The 18428-nt window shown below is 73.1% G+C and carries 16 protein-coding genes; 11 read left to right on the forward strand and 5 right to left on the reverse strand.

The features are described from left to right. Positions 1-7: 7 nt before the first annotated feature. The 4 genes from ACIRVF_RS26450 to ACIRVF_RS26465 all read right to left on the reverse strand — a co-directional run bounded on the left by ACIRVF_RS26450 (position 8) and on the right by ACIRVF_RS26465 (position 5233). Positions 8-517, reverse strand: coding sequence for a methylated-DNA--[protein]-cysteine S-methyltransferase (locus ACIRVF_RS26450; protein WP_402822604.1), 510 nt, complete (start codon positions 515-517; stop codon positions 8-10). After that, positions 514-2208, reverse strand: coding sequence for a DNA-3-methyladenine glycosylase 2 family protein (locus ACIRVF_RS26455; protein ID WP_402822607.1), 1695 nt, complete (start codon positions 2206-2208; stop codon positions 514-516). The genes ACIRVF_RS26450 and ACIRVF_RS26455 overlap by 4 nt, the downstream gene beginning before the upstream one ends. Positions 2209-2747: 539 nt before the next feature. Further along, entirely contained in the window at positions 2748-3911 is a 1164-nt protein-coding gene (gene rsgA / locus ACIRVF_RS26460) for a ribosome small subunit-dependent GTPase A (RefSeq protein ID WP_402822609.1), read from the reverse strand. 263 nt (positions 3912-4174) lie between these two features. After that, positions 4175-5233 carry a cytochrome c oxidase assembly protein gene (locus ACIRVF_RS26465; protein WP_402822612.1) on the reverse strand — a complete coding sequence of 353 codons (1059 nt, stop codon included), beginning with the start codon at positions 5231-5233 and terminating at the stop codon, positions 4175-4177. 300 nt (positions 5234-5533) lie between these two features. Between ACIRVF_RS26465 and ACIRVF_RS26470 the strand changes: the two genes are divergently transcribed. Beyond that, entirely contained in the window at positions 5534-7354 is a 1821-nt protein-coding gene (locus ACIRVF_RS26470) for an FtsW/RodA/SpoVE family cell cycle protein (protein ID WP_402822615.1), read from the forward strand. A gap of 162 nt (positions 7355-7516) precedes the next feature. On the opposite strand, the gene ACIRVF_RS26475 is transcribed toward ACIRVF_RS26470, so the two are convergent. Further along, positions 7517-8890 (reverse strand): YihY/virulence factor BrkB family protein, encoded by a 1374-nt coding sequence (locus ACIRVF_RS26475; RefSeq protein ID WP_402822618.1) that lies wholly within the window; start codon positions 8888-8890, stop codon positions 7517-7519. Positions 8891-9079: 189 nt separating this feature from the next. Here ACIRVF_RS26475 and ACIRVF_RS26480 point away from each other — a divergent pair, with 189 nt between their 5' ends. The 10 genes from ACIRVF_RS26480 to ACIRVF_RS26525 all read left to right on the forward strand — a co-directional run bounded on the left by ACIRVF_RS26480 (position 9080) and on the right by ACIRVF_RS26525 (position 18423). Then, complete coding sequence (locus tag ACIRVF_RS26480; protein WP_310593185.1) at positions 9080-9163, forward strand: putative leader peptide; 84 nt, start codon at positions 9080-9082, stop codon at positions 9161-9163. A gap of 199 nt (positions 9164-9362) precedes the next feature. Further along, a complete protein-coding gene (locus ACIRVF_RS26485; RefSeq protein ID WP_402822621.1) occupies positions 9363-11087 on the forward strand; it encodes a nitrite/sulfite reductase in 1725 nt (574 codons plus the stop codon). Positions 11088-11235: 148 nt separating this feature from the next. After that, complete coding sequence (locus tag ACIRVF_RS26490) at positions 11236-11415, forward strand: hypothetical protein (protein ID WP_030281704.1); 180 nt, start codon at positions 11236-11238, stop codon at positions 11413-11415. Beyond that, positions 11396-12097: a phosphoadenylyl-sulfate reductase gene (locus ACIRVF_RS26495; RefSeq protein ID WP_402822624.1), complete on the forward strand. Its 702-nt coding sequence runs from the start codon at positions 11396-11398 to the stop codon at positions 12095-12097. Before ACIRVF_RS26490 ends, ACIRVF_RS26495 begins: the two co-directional genes overlap by 20 nt. A 47-nt stretch (positions 12098-12144) precedes the next feature. Continuing rightward, on the forward strand, positions 12145-12726 hold the full coding sequence (gene cysC / locus ACIRVF_RS26500) for an adenylyl-sulfate kinase (RefSeq protein WP_402823003.1): 582 nt from the start codon (positions 12145-12147) through the stop codon (positions 12724-12726). After that, a complete protein-coding gene (gene cysD, locus ACIRVF_RS26505; RefSeq protein WP_402822627.1) occupies positions 12723-13679 on the forward strand; it encodes a sulfate adenylyltransferase subunit CysD in 957 nt (318 codons plus the stop codon). Before cysC ends, cysD begins: the two co-directional genes overlap by 4 nt. After that, positions 13679-15025, forward strand: a complete 1347-nt coding sequence (locus ACIRVF_RS26510; protein WP_402822630.1) for a sulfate adenylyltransferase subunit 1 — start codon at positions 13679-13681, stop codon at positions 15023-15025. Before cysD ends, ACIRVF_RS26510 begins: the two co-directional genes overlap by 1 nt. A gap of 245 nt (positions 15026-15270) precedes the next feature. Beyond that, the gene (locus ACIRVF_RS26515; protein WP_402822633.1) at positions 15271-16461 is read left to right on the forward strand and encodes an aliphatic sulfonate ABC transporter substrate-binding protein; all 1191 of its coding nucleotides are present in this window, start codon (positions 15271-15273) and stop codon (positions 16459-16461) included. 278 nt (positions 16462-16739) lie between these two features. Further along, positions 16740-17543, forward strand: coding sequence for an ABC transporter ATP-binding protein (locus tag ACIRVF_RS26520; RefSeq protein WP_402822636.1), 804 nt, complete (start codon positions 16740-16742; stop codon positions 17541-17543). Continuing rightward, a complete protein-coding gene (locus ACIRVF_RS26525; protein WP_402822639.1) occupies positions 17530-18423 on the forward strand; it encodes an ABC transporter permease in 894 nt (297 codons plus the stop codon). The genes ACIRVF_RS26520 and ACIRVF_RS26525 overlap by 14 nt, the downstream gene beginning before the upstream one ends. Positions 18424-18428: the final 5 nt, after the last annotated feature.

Raw genomic sequence — 18428 nt, forward strand, 5'->3', positions numbered from 1 at the left:
GTCCATGTCAGAAGAGCGTGCCGCTCTCCAGCTCCAGCAGCCAGCGCTTGCGGTCCACGCCCGCCGCGAAGCCGGTGAGCGCGCCGTTGGCGCCGAGCACCCGGTGGCAGGGGCGCACGATCAGCAGCGGATTGGCGCCCACCGCGCCGCCGACCGCGCGGACCATCCGCGGCGACTGGCCGGCCAGCTGGGCGAGTTGGCCGTAGGTGACGGTCGTGCCGTACGGGACCTCGTCCAGCGCGGCCCAGACCCGACGGCGGAACTCGGTGCCCTCGGGGACCAGCGGGAGGTCGAAGGTGGTGCGCTCGCCGCTGAAGTAGGCGGTCAGCTGGGCGACCGGCTCGGCGAGGGCCTCGGGGTCGAACTGCCAGCCGTCGGCGGGCTCGGCCAGGGCGTACTTCTGTCCGGGCGCGGTGACGGTGGCCAGGGCAGCCGGCCCGCCCTCCTCGGGCAGCACGCCGCTGAGCAGCAGGCGGCCGAAGGGGCTCTCCATGGTGGTGAAGACGGTGGTGCTCATGCCGGGTCGTTCTCCGTTCCGGGGGTGGTGCCGAGGCTGAGGGCGGCGCTGGTTCCGGCGCTCGCGGTGGTGCTGGTTCCGGTGTTCGGGGCGGCGCTCGGGATGGCGCTCGGCGCGGCGCTCCGGGCGGCGCTCGGGATGGCGCTCGGCGCGGCGCTCGCGGGGCCGGCCCACAGCCGGTGGACGGCGTAGGAGCGCCACGGGGCCCAGGCCTCGGCAGCGAGGGCCGCGGACTTCGGGTCGCCGGGGGCGCCGAGCCGGATCAGCCCGTGCTTGACGCCGATGTCGCTCGGGAGAAACACGTCGGGATCGGCGAGTGCGCGCATCCGCAGGTAGCCGACCGTCCACGGGCCGATGCCGGGCAGGGCCAGCAGCTGGGCGGCGGCCTCCTCCCGGTCCACCCCGCCGTCCAGTCGCACCACGCCCTCGGCCAGAGCCGCGCACAGTCCGGTCAGCGCGCGGCGGCGGGCCGCGGGCATCGCGAAGTCCCCGGGGTCGGCGGTGGCCAGCGCCGCCGACGTGGGGAAGAGCAGCCGCAGGCCGCCGTTCGGCTCGGGCAGCGCGGTGCCGTACCTCTCGGCGAGCCGACCGGCCAGGGTGCGGGCGGCGCCGACGGTGATCTGCTGGCCGAGCACGGCGCGGACGGCCAGCTCGTGAGGATCCACGTGTCCGGGCGAGCGCAGGCCGGGGCGCTCGCGGACCAGCGGGCCGAGCACCGGGTCGGTGCCGAGCTGCTCGTCGACGGCGTCCGGGTCGGCGTCCAGGTCGAACAGGACGCGCAGCCGCTGGACGGCCGTCGGCAGGTCGCGCAGATCGGCGAGCAGCAGACGGCAGTCGAGCCAGCCGCGGGTGCGCGGGTCCTCCGGGGCGAGGCCGTCCACCTCGGCGATGCCGTGCCCGTACGGGAGCGCGAGAGTGCGCCGGTAGGTGCGCACGCCGGGGCGCGCGCCGGGCACGACCTCCTCCACACCGGGGACGGCGCGCAGTTCGAGGAAGTCGATCAGGTGGTCGCTGTCGATCGCGCCGCGGTAGGCCAGGCGCAGGGTGAGGCCACCGGCCGGGGTCGCGGTGCGGCGGCCTGCCACGACCTCGGCGCGCAGGCCGCTTGGGGTGCGGTCGTAAACCTCCCGAACGGTGTCGTTGAACTGCCGGACGGAGGCGAAGCCGGCCGCGAACGCGATGTCCGTGACGGGCAGCTCGGTGGTCTGCAGGAGCAGCCGGGCGGTCTGGGCGCGGCGGGCGCGGGCCAGCGCGATCGGGCCGGCGCCGAGCTCGGCGATGAGCTGGCGCTGCAGTTGCCGGGCGCTGTAGCCGAGCCGGCCGGCCAGCCCTGCCACGCCCTCGCGGTCCACGACGCCGTCGCCGATCAGGCGCATCGCGCGGCCGACCAGGTCGGCGCGGTGGTTCCACTCCGGGGAGCCGGGCACGGAATCCGGGCGGCAGCGGCGGCAGGCCCGGAAGCCGGCGCCCTGGGCGGCCGCGGCGCTGGGGTAGAAGCGGCAGTTGGCGCGCTTGGGGGTCACGGCGGGGCAGCTCGGTCGGCAGTAGATGCCGGTCGAGGTGACGGCCGTGAAGAAGACCCCGTCGAAGCGGGAGTCCCGGCTGTCCACGGCTCGGTACCGGATGTCGTCGTCGATCACGCTGTCCAGTCTGCGGCACCGGGCGGGGGGTGACTGGCGGGAATCGGACATGACCGTTCGGGGCTTTCCGGTCGGCGGTGTTCCGCCGGCGGCGCTCCGGCACCGCCGGAGCGGCGCCGGAACCATCAAGCGGGAACCATCAAGCGGGAACCATCAAGCGGGAACCGGCCACCCGGTTCTCCGGGCCCCTCCCCCCTCCCTCCCCCTCCCCCGCCCACCCACCGCCACACGCGCACGCACCCACCGCCGCACCCACCAACCACCACCGCGCGCCCACCTACCATGCCCACCACACCCACGCGCCCCAGCCGGTCCTGCTGTGGCCGGCCGCCCGCGGGCCGGCCCCCCCCGGGTTAACCGGGCACCGTGAGCCCCCGCCCGGGCCGGGGGGCGCCCCGCGCCCCGGCCCGGGGGCCGCACCCACCAACCCCCCCCGCGCGCCCACCAACCCGGCCCCCCCCCCCCCCGCGCCCCCGCCGGTCCTGCTGTGGCCGGCCGCCGGCGGCCGGCCACAGCAGGTGATCAGCGGAAGCGTTCAGCGCCGGCCGGGCCTGGCTGACGCCCGTCGCCCGGGCCAGGGGCACATCCGCTCAAAGCTTCACCGGACCTCCCGCCGCACGCATCGACTTGGTGATCGCCTTCCACTTGTTCAGCCGGGCCTTGGCCACCCGGGCGTCCGAGCGGGAGGCGATCCACTCGTTCTCGCGCTGGAGCTTGAGGTAGCTGTCCATCCGACGCTGCGGCAGACTGCCGTCCTCCAGCGCCGCCCGCACCGCGCAGCCGGGCTCGGTGTGGTGGTTGCAGTCGTGGAAGCGGCACTCCTCGGCCAGCTCGGCTATGTCGGCGAAGGCCAGGTCCACCCCCTCGCCACCGTAGAGGCCGACCTCGCGCAGCCCGGGGGTGTCGATCAGCACGCCCCCGCCGGGCAGTGCCGTCAGCTCGCGGGTGGTCGTCGTGTGGCGGCCCTTCTGGTCGACCTCGCGGGCCTGCTGGACGGTCATCACCTCGGCGCCGACCAGCGCGTTGGTGAGGGTGGACTTGCCCACACCGGACTGGCCGATCAGTACGGCGGTGCCGGGCGCGCAGGCGCGGAGCACGTCGATGCCCTCTCCGGTCTCGGCGCTGACCACCAGCACGGTGACACCGGGGGCGACCGCTTCGACGTCGGCCCGGATGAAGTCGGCGTCGTCCACCAGATCGGCCTTGGTGAGGACGACCAGGGGTTCGGCACCGGACTCCCAGGCCAGGGCGAGGAAGCGCTCGATCCGCCCGAGGTCGGGATCGGCCGCCAGCGAGGCGGCGATCAGGACGGTGTCGACGTTGGCCGCCAGCACCTGGCCGTCGGAACGCTTGCCCGCCACCTTGCGGATGATCGCGGTGGAGCGCGGCAGCAGCGCGGTGACGGCGGCCATCGGCTGGGCGTGCAGGTCGACGGCGGCCCAGTCACCCGTGCACGGGCAGTTGATCATGTCGGCGTCGCCCACCCGCCGGGTGTCGAGCCGGACGGTGCGCAGCTCGCCCGTCTCAGGGTCGGCGAGGACGGCGTCGCACTGGCCGCGGTCGACCCGGAGGATCCGGGCCGGGAGCAGCCCGGCTTCGGCGAGCGGCGCGAAGAGCTCGTCGAGCTCGGGCGTCCAGCCGTAGCCGGCCAGCGGGGAACCCGCGGTGAAGCCGTCGGTGAGGCTGTCGCCGGAGAGCGAAGAAGAAGAGGAGGAAGAGGAGGAGGACGAGGGAGCGGAGGCAGCGTTGAACAACGCAGTGGCCCTTCGGGAGGAGATGGTCCCGGCGGGCTACGGCTGGCGCGGAGGGCTCAGCCGGCGGCCGGGAAGAGGAGGTGAACGCGAGCGCTGCCCAGGGCAGCTATCGGGGCGACAACGACCACGGGGTTCACCTCCTGCTCTCTACTCCTCGGGCGGCCCAATGGCCCCCGAACCTGACGCGCCACACGCTAGTGGAGCCCGCGGCGACGGCCAACCTATTTTTGACCTGCGGAAACGCCGTCCAGAGGAGGGAGGGGCTATCCGCCGTACCGGTGCTTGAGGTTCGGGTCGTCCAGCCACCAGGGCCGCATGCCGGTCTCCTCCTCCTCCGGCAGCCCCTCCGCCCGGGCCCGGGCGGCCTGCTCCTCGAAGCGGGCGTCCAGTTCGGCGTCCACGGCCTTGATCTCCTCGCGCCCCTGCACCACCATCCGCCGCACCAGCGCGGCGAGGAACGGCAGCCCGACGAGGTCGCCCAGCACCCAGAAGGCGTTGCCGCCCCAGGTCTGGTCCTGGGCCGGGCTCGGCCCCCAGGGCCGCCCGAGCGCGACGTAGTAGTGCTCGGCGACGAGGTGGCCACCGTAGATCAGCACGATCCCGAGCCCTGCGTCGAAGATCACCTCGGCGAAGGTGATGAACAGCCCGACCAGGTGCGGGTACTCGTGCCCGACCGGGTCGAGCTGCAGCCGCGGCCAGAAGTAGGCGAGTCCCAGCAGCACCAGCGCCAGGTGCAGCACCACGTTCCCGACCCCGCTGGAGAGCGACCACTCGTACCAGGGCGTGAAGTAGAGGAGCCACGGCGGCGCCATCAGCAGCGCCGTGGAGACCGCCGGGAACATCAGCACCTTGGAGGGCCGGCTGCGCAGCACCCGCAGGATCCGCTCCCGCCGGCGCTCCGGCGAGGACTCGACAAGCAGCGAGACGGGCGCGCCCAGCGCGAGCAGCAGCGGGACGACCATGAGCAGCAGCACGACCTGCACGGCCCGGTCGGTGAAGAGGATGCGCTCGTACACGCCGAGGCCGGAGCAGGTGCACCAGATCCACAGCAGCAGGCCGCCGAGGAAGGCCGCGGTGCGGGTGGGCTGCCAGCGTTCGCCGCCGCGGTGGACGGTGCGCACCGCGGCCAGGTACCAGCCGCCGAGGAGCAGCGACAGGGCGAGCACCAGCGGTTCGAGGGTCCAGGAGGTGGCGAGGTCGGACCACTGCCACGCGGGCGGTCCGCTGTACGCGAGCGCGTGGACCGCGCTCCCGTGGCCGAGCGCCTGGACCGCGCCCCCGTGGCCGAGCGCCTGGGCCGCGAGATCCACCGCGCCGTTCATCCGTCCGCCCACCTCGTCCGCACCGCCACCCGGGTCGCCGGGGAGGCGCCGGGAGTCGCCGGGCAGGGGCCTCGGCGCCCGGCCATGATGGCGCTCCCGGCCCGGCCCGCCGCAGCCGGGGCCCGCCTCTATACCCGGGCCTGAACAAAGCTTTACCAAGCCCCGCCAAAGCTTTGCCGAGGCAAAGTTCTGCCCTTGCCGGGCCCGGGGGCGCAACCGGCGGCGGCCCGCGTTCGTCTGGCAGGATGCACCGTCGGCGCGATACCGGCCACGTGGGTGACTACAAGGGGACGACAAGAGGTGCAAAGCACTGCACGCGGCGAGGGCCGACGGCTGGCCGCGCGCCACCGCAACATCGAGCTGGGCCTGTTGGCGCTCGCGGTGGCCGTCTGTCTGGCCGGACACATCGACGCCTCGCTGGCACTGACCGGCAAGCTGCCGTCCGGACTGCTGGTCCACGGCCTGTCCCTGGGGGCACTGGTCGCGGCGGCGCACCTGGCGGTGCGCCGGTTCGCACCGTACGCGGACCCGCTGATCCTGCCGCTGGGCGTCTTCCTGACCGGCTTCGGGCTGATGCTGCTGGACCGGCTGGACTTCAGCTACAAGGCGGCGCACCCGGGCAAGGGCGACTACCAGAAGCTCCCCGCCGCGCCCTCCCAGATGATGTGGGTGTTCATCTCGGTGGCGGCGGCGATCGCGCTGATCGTCTTCGTCAAGCACCACCGCTTCTTCCAGCGGTACGTGTACGTGATGATGGCGGGCGCGCTGGTCCTGCTGACGGCGCCGGTGTTCTCGCCGACGGACAGCTTCGGCGCCAAGCGGTGGATCAAGCTCCCCGGGCTGCCGTCCTTCGAGCCCGACGAGTTCGTGAAGGTCGCGATCACGATCTTCTTCGCGGGCTACCTGATGGCCAACCGGGACGCCCTGGCCCTGGCCGGGCGGAAGGTCTGGGGGATGACCCTGCCGCGCGGACGGCACGCCGGTCCGGTGCTCGCGATCTGGGCGGTCAGCCTGCTGGTGCTGATCTTCGAGCGCGACCTCGGCACCTCGCTGATCTTCTTCGGCCTCTTCATCGTGATGCTGTACGTGGCGACCGAGCGCACCAGCTGGGTCGTCCTCGGCCTGCTCATGGCGGTCGGCGGCGCGACGGTGGTCGGCACCCTGGAGCCCCACGTGCACGGCCGCGTCGAGGCCTGGCTGCACCCGCTCGACTACTACAAGCCGGTGCACGACCCGGCGATCTCCGAGCAGCCTGCCGAGGCGCTGTTCAGCCTGGGCACCGGGCACCTGACCGGGACGGGCCTGGGCTCGGGCCGCCCGTGGCTGATCGGCTTCGCGGGGCGTAGCGACTTCATCTTCACCACCATCGGCGAGGAGCTGGGCCTGGCCGGGGTGACGGCCGTCCTGCTGGTGTACGTGCTGCTGATCCAGCGCGGCATGCGCACCGCGATCGGCCTGACCGACCCGTTCGGCAAGCTGCTCGCGGCCGGGCTGTCGGCGGCGCTCGCGCTGCAGATCTTCGTGGTGGTCGGCGGCGTGAGCGGGCTGGTCCCGCTGACCGGCAAGGCCCTGCCGTTCCTGGCGGCCGGTGGTTCCTCGCTGCTGGCGAACTGGCTGATGGTCGCGCTGCTGATCAAGCTCAGCGACTCCTCGGGACGCACCGCGCTGGACCCGGTCCAGCCGACCCCCGAGCCGCTCCCCGCGCAGGCCGGCCCGGGCGACCGCTCGGCCGCCACCGACCCGGCCGCGACGAACCCGGGCCAGGGCCCCGACCAGGGCCAGGACCAGAGTCCGAGCTCAAGCCACAGCCGGCGCCAGGGCCCGGACCAGGGCCAGGACCCCGGCCCAGGCCCCGGCCGGACGCTGGGCGGCGCGGGCCGGCCCCTGGCCCCGGGATCCGACCCGAGCACGCAGACCACCGCCGGCCCCGCCCTCACCGACCCGGGCGCCGCCACCGAGCTGCGCCCCGCGTTCGGCCAGGCCCCGGTCGCCCCGCACCCCAACGGGCCCCAGCCGCCCGCCCCCCAGGCCTCGTACGGCTACCCGCCGGTCAACGAGGAGCACACCCAGGGCTACGGTCTGCCGCCGCGGTCCCCGTTCCCCTCGAACCCGTCCGCCTGAGGAACACCGAGGACACCGAGGACACGGAGGACACGGAGGACACCCAGGGCCTCCGAGGCCCCCAAGGCTCCCCACGGCCCCTCGGCCCCGGCCCCGAACGCACAGGGCCTCCCCCGCGAACCGCGAGGGAGGCCCTGTCCGTACCCGTGGACGGAGAACCGGCTACCGCTGCTCCCACGGCGGCCGAGGCGGCCTGGGCGGGTAGCCCGGCCCCGACCCCGGCCGCTCCGGCGGCAACCCCGGTCCCGGCTCCGGTCCCGCCCCCGGCTCCTGCGGCCCCTGGCCGGGCCGCTCCGGCGGCGGCCCCAGCGGCCGGTCGCTGTCCGGCGGCGGCGGAGCGGGCCGGTGGTGCGGCCCCGGCCGGGCGGTGAGGCGCCCGCGCAGGTTGTCGGCGGCCAGCACGTCGGCCCACCGCTCGGGGTACTCGGCGGGCGCGTCGACGTCGTCCGCCTCGTCCTCGCCCCACTCTTCCTCGACCCCCTCGGCCAGTCCCAGCTCGCGGGCCCGCCGGGCCCGTTCGACGGCCCGCCGGGCGGCGACCTCGCGGACCACGGCGGCGGCCGCCTCCTCGTGGGCGCGCTCGTTCTCGGCGCGGGCGTCCGCGGTCTCCAGGGTGGGCCAGCGGCGGTCTATCGCGGCGTTCATGGCGGCGCCGATGAGCACCGCGAGGGCCACCACGAAGATCCACAGCAGCACGGCCACCGGCGCCGCCAGCGAGCCGTACACCGAGGGGCCCTCGACCGAGCTGATCAGGTAGATCCGCAGGCCGACGCTGCAGAAGACCAGCACCACCAGGGCCACCAGCGCGCCGGGGATGTCCTCGCGCCAGGGCGTGGAGACCGGTACGGCCAGGTGGTAGAGGGTGGTGAGGGAGACGATCAGCAGCAGGATCGCGACCGGCCAGTAGGCGGCGCTGACCACCCCGGCGAGGCCCGACACGGCGTTCTCGACCAGCCCGGGCCCCGCCATCATCAGCGGCAGCACCAGGGAGCCGATGACGAGGGCGCCGAGGTAGAGGCCGAGCGACATCAGCCGGGTCTTGACGATGCCCCGCTTGCCGTCCAGCCCGTACATCACGGTGATGGTGTCGATGAAGATGTAGAGCGCCCGGGATCCGGACCACAGCGACAGCAGGAAGCCGATCGAGATCAGGTCCGGCCGGACGTGGTCGAAGACCTGGCTGAGCAGCGGTTTGACGACCTCGTTGACGGAGGAGTCCGAGAGCACCGTCCCGGAGGCCGAGACGATGTCGTGCTTGAGCCGCTCGATGGTGCCGGCGCCGACGAAGGCGTCGAGGTAGCCGAGGGTGGCCGCCAGGCCGAGCAGCAGCGGCGGGATCGACAGCAGGGTGAAGAAGGCCGCCTCCGCGGCGAGGCCGGTGACCCGGTACTCGACGCAGGTGTTGGTGGTGTCCTTCACCAAGTCCCACGCCGTACGGCGCCAGGTGGCCCGTTTGGCCGCGCGCCGGGAGCCCTTGCCCCGACGCCGGGACGGCCGCTCGGGGTTCGGTCTGCTCGTATCGCCTGCTGCTTGCACAGCGCTAACGGTATCGGGCCGGGACGCTCCGGTTGATCTCCCCCGGGGGTACGGGCGCGTGCGCACCGCGGCTGCGGACGCCCGGCGGGGAGCGGCGGGAACGACCGACCGTCCCGCATTTCGAAACCACAGCGTCCAGCATCCGGATGTTAGTGGACCGCGAGTCCCGGGCCGTGCGAATCTCTTGCCATGCCTAGCGCCGGAACCACCCTAGTAGGTCGACTCCACGTCGATCTCCTTCGCGTGTCCAGCGCCATCTGTCCGGTGACCTGAGCCCCCACCTCGCCGCACCACCGCACCCGGCGCCGATCCGACCGCCCATCCCCGCACCAGCGGATGCGCAGGCGCCCGCCCGGCCCGGCCACTGCTCTCCCGGTCCTGAGAAACCCGCAGGTCACAGCAGCACCGCACGGCCGAGCACGCTCCGCGACCCACCCGGCGTCAGCGCCACCTGCCCCGAAGGACTTTCAGCATGGCCACCTCTCCCGAGACCGCCGAGCCCACGGCCGACCGCACCGCCGCGCGCCGCCCCGCAGCGGCTCGCAAGGTGACCCGCCACCGCGGCGAGGGCCAGTGGGGCATGGGCCACTACACCCCCCTGAATGCCAACGAGCAGATCAAGAAGGACGACGACGGTCTCAATGTGCGGACACGCATTGAGACGATCTACGCGCACCGGGGCTTCGACTCGATCGACCCCGCCGACCTGCGCGGCCGGATGCGCTGGTGGGGGCTCTACACCCAGCGCAAGGAGGGCATCGACGGCGGCAAGACCGCCATCCTGGACCCGCACGAGCTGGACGCCGAGTACTTCATGATGCGCGTGCGCATCGACGGCGGCCGGCTGACGGTCCCCCAGCTCCGGGCCGTCGCCGAGGTCTCCGAGCAGTACGCCCGGGGCACCGCCGACCTGACCGACCGGCAGAACATCCAGTTCCACTGGATCCGGATCGAGGACGTCCCGGCGATCTGGCGGAAGCTGGAGGCCGTCGGCCTGTCCACCACCGAGGCCTGCGGCGACACCCCGCGCGCCATCCTCGGCTCCCCGGTGGCCGGCGTCGCCCGGGACGAGATCATCGACGGCACCCCGGCGATCCAGGAGATCCAGCGCCGCTTCATCGGCAACCCGGAGTTCTCCAACCTGCCGCGCAAGTTCAAGGCCGCCATCTCCGGCTCCCCGCTGCTGGACGTCGCGCACGAGATCAACGACGTCTCCTTCGTCGGCGTGGTCCACCCCGAGCACGGCCCCGGCTTCGACCTGTGGGTCGGCGGCGGCCTGTCCACCAACCCCAAGCTGGGTGTGCGGCTGGGCGCCTGGGTCCCGCTGGAGCAGGTGCCGGACGTCTTCGGCGGCGTGATCAGCATCTTCCGCGACTACGGCTACCGGCGCCTGCGCAACCGCGCCCGGCTGAAGTTCCTGGTCGCCGACTGGGGCGTGGAGAAGTTCCGCCAGGTGCTGGAGGACGAGTACCTGAAGGTCCGTCTGATCGACGGCCCCGCGCCCGCCGAGCCGGTCGCCCGCTGGCGCGACCACGTCGGCGTCCACCAGCAACGGGACGGCCGCTACTACATCGGCTTCGCCCCGCGCGTCGGCCGGGTCGACGGCAAGCTGCTCGGTCGGATCGCCGACCTCGCCGCCGCCCACGGCAGCGACCGGGTGCGCACCACCACCGAGCAGAAGATGCTCGTCCTCGACATCGCCGAGGAACACGTCGAGTCGGTGGTGGCCGGCCTGGAGGCGCTCGACCTGCGGGTCGCCCCCTCGCCGTTCCGCCGCGGCACCATGGCCTGCACCGGCATCGAGTACTGCAAGCTCGCCATCGTCGAGACCAAGGAGCGCGGCCGCTCCCTGATCGACGAACTCGAACAGCGCCTCCCGGACTTCGCCGAGCCGCTGACCATCAACATCAACGGCTGCCCGAACGCCTGCGCCCGCATCCAGGTCGCCGACATCGGCCTCAAGGGCCAGCTCGTCACCGACGAGCACGGCAACCAGGTCGAGGGCTACCAGGTGCACCTGGGCGGCGCGCTCGGCCTGGAGGCCGGCTTCGGCCGCAAGGTCCGCGGCCTCAAGGTCACCAGCGCCGGCCTGCCCGACTACGTCGAGCGCCTGCTGACCCGCTACCAGGCCGACCGCACCGAGGGCGAGCGCTTCGCCCAGTGGACGGCCCGCGCCACCGAGGAGCAGTTGTCGTGAGTGAGCGGAGCGAGCGAACCGAAAGGGCGGGGCGTGTTCGCGAAGCGAACGCCGAGCGCAGCGAGGTGGGCGATGAGTGAGCGGAGCGAGCGAACCGAAAGGGCGGGGCGTGTTCGCGAAGCGAACGCCGAGCGCAGCGAGGTGGGCGATGAGTGAGCGAGCCGCACCGTTCTTCTGCCCGTACTGCGGGGACGAGGACCTGCGCCCGTCGGAGGCCGGCCACGGCGCCTGGGAGTGCCACGGGTGCCGCCGCGCCTTCCAGCTGAAGTTCCTCGGCCTGCTGTCACCGACCAACGGGGGTACGTCCCATGAGCAGCACCGCGACTGACTACGAGGAGATCGCCGTCCGGGCCGGCCGCGAGCTGGAGGAGGCCACGGCGCAGGAGGTCCTGCGCTGGGCCGCCGACACCTTCGGCAAGCGGTTCTGCGTGACCTCCTCGATGGAGGACGCGGTGGTCGCCCACCTCGCCGCCTCGGTGTTCCCCGGCGTGGACGTGGTGTTCCTGGACACCGGCTACCACTTCGCGGAGACCATCGGCACCCGGGACGCGGTGGCGGCCACCATGCCGGTCAACGTCATCACGCTCACCCCGCTGAAGAGCGTGGCCGAGCAGGACGCCGAGTACGGGCCGAACCTGCACGACCGCGACCCGGACCTGTGCTGCTCGCTGCGCAAGGTCGAGCCGCTCAACCGCGGCCTCGGCGGCTACGACGCCTGGGCCACCGGGCTGCGCCGCGACGAGTCCCCGACCCGGGCGAACACCCCGGTGGTCTCCTGGGACCCCAAGCGCCGCAAGGTCAAGATCGCCCCGATCGCCCGGTGGACGCAGGAGGACGTGGACGCCTACGTCGCCGCCAACGGGGTGCTGCTCAACCCGCTGCTGTGGGAGGGCTACACCTCGATCGGCTGCTCGCCGCTGTCCTGCACCCGCAAGCCGGGGGAGGGCGAGGACGCCCGGGCCGGCCGCTGGTCCGGCTCCGGCAAGACCGAGTGCGGCATCCACCTCTGACCCCCCACCACTTCTCGCGTAAGGAAAGAACCGTGACAGCTGACACCCTGGCCGCTGACGGAGCCGCAGAGGCGGCCCCCGCGGCCGCCCCCTGCGAGCGCGGCGCCACCGTGTGGCTGACCGGGCTGCCGAGCGCGGGCAAGACCACCCTCGCCTTCGCGCTGGCCGGGCGGCTGCGCGCCGAGGGCCACAAGGTCGAGGTCCTGGACGGGGACGAGATCCGCGAGTTCCTCTCCAAGGGCCTCGGCTTCTCCCGCGAGGACCGGCACACCAACGTCACCCGGATCGGCTTCGTCGCCGAGAAGCTCGCCGCCAACGGCGTCAAGGTGCTCGCCCCGGTGATCGCCCCGTTCGCCGACTCGCGCACCGCGGTGCGGGAGCGGCACGCGGCGGCGGGCACCGAGTTCCTGGAGGTCCACGTCGCCACCCCGGTCGAGCTGTGCGCCGAGCGGGACGTCAAGGGCCTGTACGCCAAGCAGGCAGCCGGCGAGATCTCCGGCCTGACCGGCGTCGACGACCCGTACGAGGCCCCGGAGAACCCGGAGCTGCGGATCCAGACGCAGGGCCGCGCGGTGGCCGACTCCGCCGCCGAGCTGCACGCCTTCCTGACCGAGAGGGGCCTGGCATGACCACCGCGACCGACAGTCCGGTCCGCACCGACGACCCCGACCGGAGTTCGGGGGGGCCCTTCGCGCTGTCCCACCTGGACGCGCTGGAGGCCGAGTCGGTGCACATCTTCCGCGAGGTCGCGGGGGAGTTCGAGCGCCCGGTGATCCTGTTCTCCGGCGGCAAGGACTCCATCCTCATGCTGCACCTGGCGCTCAAGGCCTTCGCGCCCGCCGCCGTCCCCTTCTCGCTGCTGCACGTCGACACCGGGCACAACTTCCCCGAGGTGCTGGCCTACCGCGACCGGGTCGTGGCCGAGCACAACCTGCGCCTGCACGTCGCCCACGTCCAGGACTTCATCGACGACGGCCGGCTGCGCGAGCGCCCGGACGGCACCCGCAACCCGCTGCAGACCGTCCCGCTGCTCGACGCGATCGAGAAGGGCCGCTTCGACGCGGTGTTCGGCGGCGGCCGCCGGGACGAGGAGAAGGCCCGCGCCAAGGAGCGCGTCTTCTCCCTGCGCGACGAGTTCGGTGCCTGGGACCCGCGCCGCCAGCGCCCCGAGCTGTGGTCGCTGTACAACGGCCGGCACGCGGTCGGCGAGCACGTGCGGGTCTTCCCGCTGTCCAACTGGACCGAGCTGGACGTCTGGCAGTACATCGAGCGCGAGGGCATCGAGCTGCCGGAGATCTACTACGCGCACGAGCGGGACGTCTTCGCCCGGGGCGGCATGTGGCTGACCGCCGGCGAGTGGGGCGGCCCCAAGGACGGCGAGCCGGTGGAACGGCGGATGGTCCGCTACCGCACCGTCGGCGACATGTCCTGCACCGGCGCCGTCGACTCCGACGCCACCACCATCGAGGCCGTGATCGCCGAGATCGCCGCCAGCCGCCTCACCGAGCGCGGCGCCACCCGCGCCGACGACAAGCTGTCCGAGGCCGCGATGGAAGACCGCAAGCGCGAGGGGTACTTCTAATGAGCACGACCGTCGAGACCAGCGCCACCTCCCTGCTGCGCTTCGCCACCGCCGGTTCCGTCGACGACGGCAAGTCCACCCTGGTCGGCCGGCTGCTGCACGACTCCAAGTCGGTGCTCGCCGACCAGCTGGAGGCCGTCGAGCGCGTCTCCCTGGGCCGCGGCCAGGAGGCGCCCGACCTCGCGCTGCTCACCGACGGCCTGCGGGCCGAGCGCGAGCAGGGCATCACCATCGACGTCGCCTACCGCTACTTCGCCACTCCCCGGCGGCGGTTCATCCTCGCCGACACCCCCGGGCACGTGCAGTACACCCGCAACATGGTGACCGGCGCCTCCACCGCCGAGCTCGCCGTCGTCCTGGTCGACGCCCGCAACGGCGTGGTCGAGCAGACCCGCCGGCACGCCGCCGTCGCCGCCCTGCTGCGGGTGCCGCACGTCGTGCTGGCCGTCAACAAGATGGACCTGGTCGACTACGCGGAGCCCGTCTTCGCCGCCATCGCCGAGGAGTTCAGCGCCTACGCCGCCTCCCTCGGCATCGAGGACGTGCTCGCCGTCCCGATCTCGGCCCTGGCCGGGGACAACGTCGTCGAGCCGTCCGCGCACATGGACTGGTACGGCGGCCCGACCCTGCTGGAGCACCTGGAGACCGTCCCGGTCGGCAGCGACCCGAGCGCCGAGCCGGCCCGCTTTCCCGTCCAGTACGTGATCCGCCCGCAGACCGAGGAGCACCCCGACTACCGCGGCTACGCGGGCCAGTTGGCCTCCGGGGTGCTGCGGGTCGGCGACGCCGTCACCGTGCTGCCCTCCGGCCTGACCACCACCGTCGCCGGGATCGACGCCCTCGGCCGCGAGAGCGACATCGCCTGGGCTCCGCAGTCGGTCACCGTCCGGCTCGCCGACGACCTCGACGTCTCCCGGGGCGACCTGATCGCCGCCGGGGCGGCGCCCGTCCCCACCAAGGACATCGAGGCCACGGTCAGCCACCTCAACGAGCGCCCGCTGCGCGCCGGGGACAAGGTGCTGCTCAAGCACACCACCCGCACCGTGCGCGCGCTGGTCAAGGAGATCTCCTACCGGATCGACATCACTGCGCCGATCAGCGAAGGGGGCCTCGAACAGCGCCCCGCCCCCGAGGGGTTGAACGTCAACGACATCGGCCACGTGAAGCTGCGCACCGCCGAGCCGCTGGCCCTCGACGACTACACCGACAACCGCCGCACCGGCTCGTTCCTGCTGATCGACCCGGCCGACGGCACCACCCTCACCGCCGGCATGGCGGGCGAGGCCTTCGAGACCGTACACGGCGACGAGGCTCCCGACGCATCCCAAGAGGAGGACTGGGTCTGATGCCCAGCGAGGCGTTCTCGGGCATGGACAAGGAAGGCGGCCGCATCGGCAGCGGCGTCCTCGGCAGCGGCCAGGGCGGCTTGACCCGATGTGTGGGCCGACGGGGCTGAGCACTGCCCCGTCACCGGGCCGCTTTCCCAGCCGCCGCCCGGCCTGCCCCGGCACCGACGTGCCGCGCGAACCACTTCCAACCGTCCACCCGGGACCGCTTCCTGACGGTCCGTCCGTGAACAGGACCCACCACCATGGCACCCAGCCCGGCCCCCTCCCATCCCTTCGTCCGCCCCAACGCCGGTCGGATCAGACGCTCCGCCGCGGCCGCCCTCGCCGGCCTGACCGCCGTCGCCCTGCTGTCGGCCTGCGGCTACGGCTCCAAGGCCTCCGACAGCGGCTCCGGCGGCTCCGCCGACACGGCCTCCGCGGCCGGGGCCTCGGGCGTCAAGCTGTCCTCCCCCACGGTGAAGATCGGCTACTTCGCCAACCTGACCCACGGCACCGCCCTGGTCGGCCTCCAGGAGGGCATCCTCCAGAAGGAGTTGGGCGCCACCCAGATCAAGACCCAGGTCTTCAACGCGGGCCCGGCCGAGATCGAGGCGCTCAACGCCGGCTCCATCGACATCGGCTGGATCGGCCCCTCCCCCGCGATCAACGGCTACACCAAGTCCGACGGCAAGTCCCTGAAGATCATCGGCGGTTCGGCCTCCGGCGGGGTCAAGCTGGTGGTCAACCCGGAGAAGATCTCCTCGCTGGACGACCTCAGGGGCAAGAAGATCGCCACCCCGCAGCTGGGCAACACCCAGGACGTGGCCCTGCTCAACTACCTGGCGGGCAAGGGCTACAAGGTCGACGCGGCGTCCGGCGCGGGCGACGTCTCGGTGGTGCGCACCGACAACAAGGTCACCCCCGACGCCTACCGGCAGGGCTCCATCGACGGCGCCTGGGTGCCCGAGCCCACCGCCTCCAAGCTGGTCACCCTCGGCGCGAAGGTCCTGCTCAACGAGAAGGACGTCTGGCCGGACAAGAAGTTCGTGATCACCAACATCATCGTCTCCCAGAAGTTCCTCAAGGAGCACCCGGACGTGGTGGAGGCCGTGCTGCGCGGCTCGGTGAACACCAACGCCTTCATCAAGGCCAACCCCGACAAGGCCAAGGCCGACGCCAACGAGGCGATCAAGAAGGATGCCGGCAACGCCCTGGAACCGGCCGTCCTCGACCCGGCCTGGGCCGACGTCGACTTCCTGGACGACCCGCTGGCCGGCACCCTGCAGGCCGAGGCCGACCACGCCGTGACCGCCGGGCTCCTCAAGCTGCCCAGATCAAGTTCCGCTGGCGCGGGGGCCAACCTCAACGGCATCTACGACCTCACCCTGCTGAACAAGGTCCTCGCGGCCAAGGGCCAGGCGCCCGTGGCGGACGCCGGGCTCGGCGCCAAGTAGCGCCGGCAGCGCCGGTAGCGCCGGCCGTACGGAAGTCCGCCCCAGAATCCGCGGTCCGGTCCCCCGCCCGCCCGGTCGATCCCCGATCGATGCCCACCGGGACGGGCCGGGGCCGGACCCCGGCCCCCGCTTCGCAGCCCTCCCCCTCCCGCCCGCCGACGGGCGGGAGGGGCCCGTGACCACTCAGCAGGAGGTCCCCACATGAGCGAGCGCAGCGAGCCAGTCATCAAAAGGCGCGCGTGGGCGAATGCCCCCGCCGAGCGAAGCAAGGAGGGCGCATGAGCCCGGCACTGACCACCGAGGCCGACGCCCCCGCCCTCGCCCCTGACGGCGGCGCGCCCGCCGTCCGGATCTCGCACGTGCACAAGTCCTTCGGCCGCCCGGGTGCCCGGACCCACGTGCTGGACGACATCACCCTCGACGTCGCGCCCGGCGAGTTCGTCACCCTGCTCGGCGCCTCGGGCTGCGGCAAGTCCACCCTGCTCAACCTGGTCGCCGGCCTCGACAAGCCCAGCCGCGGCAACATCGAGGTCACCGGCGGCCGCCCCGCCCTGATGTTCCAAGAGCACGCGCTGTTCCCCTGGCTCACCGCCGGGAAGAACATCGAGCTGGCCCTGAAGCTGGCCGGCGTCCCCCGCCCCGAGCGCCGCGCCGAGGCCGAGCGCCTGCTCGAACTCGTCCGCCTGGGCGGCGCGTACGGCAAGCGGGTGCACGAGCTGTCCGGCGGCATGCGCCAGCGCGTGGCGATGGCCCGCGCCCTCGCCCAGGGCAGCAAGGTGCTGCTGATGGACGAGCCGTTCGCCGCGCTCGACGCCATCACCCGTGACGTGCTGCACGACGAGATCACCCGGATCTGGGCCGAACGGCAGCTGTCCGTCCTGTTCGTCACCCACAACGTGCGCGAGGCCGTCCGCCTGGCCCAGCGTGTCGTCCTGCTCTCCTCCCGGCCCGGCCGGGTCGCCCGCGAGTGGCGGATCGACCTGCCGCAGCCGCGGCGCATCGAGTCGTCCGGCGTCGCCGACCTGTCCATCGAGATCACCGAAGAACTGCGTGGGGAGATCCGTCGCCATGTCCAGCACTGACACCGCCCCCGCCAGGAACGACGGCGACACCGCCGAGGTCGGTGCGGGCCTGGACGCCCTCGACTCCGTCGCCGCCCACCGCAGTTCGCTCGGCGAGGTGCTGCGCACCAAGGCGCTGCCGCCGCTGATCGGCGTGCTGGTGGTGCTGGCGCTGTGGCAGGGCGCGTACAGCCTCCACCTGACCTCCTCGTACAAGCTGCCCAGCCCCGTCGACGTCTGGCACTCCCTCCAGGACCTCTGGTACCAGGGCACGCTGTTCTCGATCATCTGGACCAGCGTCTGGCGCGGCCTGTCCGGCTTCCTGCTCGCCGTCCTCATCGGCACCCCGATCGGCCTGGTCGTCGCCCGGGTCAAGCCGGTGCGCACCGCGATCGGCCCGGTGCTCCAGGGGCTTCAGTCACTGCCCTCGGTCGCCTGGGTCCCGGCCGCCGTCATCTGGCTCGGCATCAACGACTCGATGATGTACGCGGTGATCCTGCTGGGCGCCGTCCCCTCCATCGCCAACGGCCTGGTGGCCGGCATCGACCAGGTGCCGCCGCTGTTCCTGCGGGCCGGGCGCACCATCGGCGCCACCGGCCTGGCCGGGGCCCGGCACGTGCTCATCCCCGCCGCGCTGCCCGGCTACCTGGCCGGACTCAAGCAGGGCTGGGCGTTCTCCTGGCGCTCGCTGATGGCGGCGGAACTCGTCGCTTCCTCCCCCGACCTCGGGCGGGGCCTCGGCCGGTTCCTGGAGGACCAGCGGGAGTTCTCCGACATGTCGGGGGTGCTGCTCGGCATCGTCCTCATCCTCTTCGTCGGCATCGCCATCGAGCTGCTGGTGTTCACCCCGGTCGAGCGCCGGGTGCTGCGCAACCGCGGCCTGCTGGCCTCCACCAAGTGAGACCC

The sequence above is a fragment of the Kitasatospora sp. NPDC101157 genome (assembly GCF_044768255.1).
In the GTDB taxonomy this organism is placed as follows: Bacteria; Actinomycetota; Actinomycetes; order Streptomycetales; family Streptomycetaceae; genus Kitasatospora.